Below are 2,840 nucleotides of genomic sequence, written 5' to 3' on the forward strand. Positions count from 1 at the left end.
CCTTGTCCGGCGGCTCGACCCCGCGCGCGTTCCTGACCGAGCTGTCGAAACAGACCGTGGACTGGCCGCACGTGACCGTGCTGCCAGTCGACGACCGCTGGGTGCACCCGCGCCACGAGCGCTCCAACGAGCGCCTGCTGCGCGAGACCCTGTTGCAGGGCGCGGCGGCGAGTGCGCGATTCCTGCCCCTGTACCGGCCGGCGCCGAGCCCCGAAGCGGCGCTGCTGCCGGTGCTGGGGCGCATCGCCCACGAGGCGCTGCCGCTGGACGTGGTGGTGCTGGGGATGGGCGAGGACGGCCACGTGGCTTCGCTGTTCCCGGACCTGGGCGCGGACCGTCCCGGCCTGCGCGAGATCGGGCTGGACCCGCGCGGCCGCGCGCCGGCGCTGGCGGTGCGCACCGCCAACGCGCCGGAGCCGCGGATGACCCTGACCCTGAGCGCGATCTTCACCGCGCCTTCGCTGTACCTGCACATCGAGGGTGCGAAGAAGCGGGCGGTGCTCGACGCCGCCGCGATGGACCCGCGTTCGCCGTTGCCGGTGCGCGCGGTGCTGGCCGGCGCGCCGAATCCGCCCGAGCTGTACTGGTGTCCGTAGCCGCGTTCGATCGCCGCGGACCCGTAGGAGCGGCGTAAGCCACGATGAGGCTTTGCCGGCCAACCCGATCGCGGCTTATGCCGCTTCCAGGCAAGCAAGTCCTACGAAGACCAGGGGCGCCAGGCAAGCAAGAGCGCGCGACTCAAGCAACACCCAAGAGACCATGATGAGCCCACTGAATCCGATCGTCGCCGAAGTCACCGAACGCATCCGCGAGCGCAGCCGCGATTCGCGCGCCGCCTACCTGGCGCGCATCGACGGCGCCGCCGGACGCGGCCCGCATCGCGCCCGACTGTCCTGCGGCAACCTCGCCCACGGCTTCGCCGCCTGCGGTCCGAACGACAAGGACGCGCTGCGCGGCGGCGCCTCGCCGAACATCGGCATCGTCAGCGCCTACAACGACATGCTGTCGGCGCACCAGCCGTTCGAGCGCTTCCCGTTCCTGATCAAGAACGCCGCCCGCGGCGTCGGCGCCACCGCCCAGGTCGCCGGCGGAGTGCCGGCGATGTGCGACGGCGTCACCCAGGGCCGCGACGGCATGGAGCTGAGCCTGTTCTCGCGCGACGTGATCGCGCTGTCGACGGCGGTCGCGCTGTCGCACGACATGTTCGATGCCGGGCTGTACCTGGGCGTGTGCGACAAGATCGTGCCGGGCCTGATGATCGGCGCGCTGAGCTTCGGCCATCTGCCGGCGATCTTCGTGCCGGCCGGGCCGATGCCCTCGGGCATCCCCAACGACGAGAAGTCGCGGGTGCGCCAGCGCTACGCCGAGGGCAAGGCGACCCGCGAGGAACTGCTCGAGGCCGAGGCGGCCAGCTACCACGCGCCGGGTACCTGCACTTTCTACGGCACCGCCAACTCCAACCAGATGCTGATGGAGATCATGGGCCTGCACCTGCCGGGCGCCAGCTTCGTCAATCCCAACACCCCGCTGCGCGATGCGTTGACCGCCGAGGCGGCGCGCCGTGCCGCCGCGATCACCGCGCTGGGCGAGGACTATCGGCCGATCGGGCGGATCGTCGACGAGCGCGCGATCGTCAACGGCGTGATCGGCCTGCACGCGACCGGCGGCTCGACCAACCACCTGCTGCACATCGTCGCGATCGCCGCCGCCGCCGGCATCGAGCTGCGGCTGGAGGACTTCGACGCGCTGTCGGCGGTGGTGCCGCTGCTGGCGCGGGTCTACCCCAACGGCAGCGCCGACGTGAACCACTTCCACGCCGCCGGCGGCCTCGCCTTCATGATCGGCGAGCTGCTCGATGCCGGCCTGCTGCACGGCGACGTCGAGACCGTCGCCGGTCCCGGCCTGCAGCGCTACCGGGTCGAGGCCCGCCTCGACGAGGCCGGCGATCTCGTCCATGCGCCGGCCGCACAGATCAGTGGCGATCTCGCGGTGCTGCGCCCGGTCGCCGATCCGTTCCGCCGCGACGGTGGCCTGAGAGTGCTGCGCGGCAATCTCGGCACCGGTGCGATCAAGGTCTCGGCGGTGCCCGACGACCGCCAGGTCATCGAAGCGCCATGCCGGATCTTCAGCGAGCAGGAGGAGGTCAAGCAAGCCTTCGAGCGCGGCGAGCTCGACCGCGACGTGGTGGTGGTGGTGCGCTTCCAGGGCCCGCAGGCCAACGGCATGCCCGAGCTGCACCAGCTGACCCCGACCCTGAGCGTGCTGCAGAAGCGCGGCCACCGTGTCGCTCTGGTCACCGACGGCCGCATGTCCGGCGCGTCGGGGCAGGTACCGGCGGCGATCCACGTCAGTCCCGAAGCCGCCTGCGGCGGTCCGCTGGCGCGGCTGCGCGACGGCGACGTGGTCCGCGTCGATGCCGTCGCCGGCACCTTGCAGGCGCTGGTCGATGCGGCGGACTTCGAGGGCCGCGCGCCCGCCGCCGCCGATCTGGCCGCCCACCACAGCGGCATGGGCCGCGAGCTGTTCGAGCTGTTCCGCCGCGTCGCCGGCCCGGCCACCCGCGGCGCCAGCGCCTTCGATGCCGGCGCGGCGTCCCACCGCGAGAGCGAAATCCCGTCATGACCCTGATAGAGACCGTGTCGATTGAAAGCCTGTTGCACCTGGCCCCGGTGATCCCGGTGGTCGTCATCGAGGACCCCGCCCACGCGGTGCCGCTGGCGCGCGCGCTGGTCGCCGGCGGCCTGCCGGTGATCGAGGTCACCCTGCGCACCGGCGCCGCGCTGGAGGCGGTGAGGGCGATCGCCGAGGAAGTCCCCGACGCGATCGTCGGCACCGGCACC

2 protein-coding genes and 1 pseudogene are annotated in these 2,840 nt (G+C 72.3%); all 3 read left to right on the plus strand.

Annotated features, from left to right (window positions below):
• Positions 1-596: 6-phosphogluconolactonase (pgl, locus tag FKV24_RS07535; protein WP_141481940.1), on the plus strand; the 596-nt coding region annotated here is incomplete at its 5' end.
• 166 nt (positions 597-762) lie between these two features.
• Positions 763-2,622, plus strand: a complete 1,860-nt coding sequence (gene edd / locus FKV24_RS07540; protein ID WP_141481941.1) for a phosphogluconate dehydratase — start codon at positions 763-765, stop codon at positions 2,620-2,622.
• Positions 2,619-2,840 (plus strand): annotated as a pseudogene (locus FKV24_RS07545) (keto-deoxy-phosphogluconate aldolase); the annotation flags it as partial. The gene edd and the pseudogene FKV24_RS07545, both read left to right, overlap by 4 nt.

The sequence above is a fragment of the Marilutibacter maris genome, assembly GCF_006546735.2.
Taxonomy (GTDB): domain Bacteria; phylum Pseudomonadota; class Gammaproteobacteria; order Xanthomonadales; family Xanthomonadaceae; genus Marilutibacter; species Marilutibacter maris.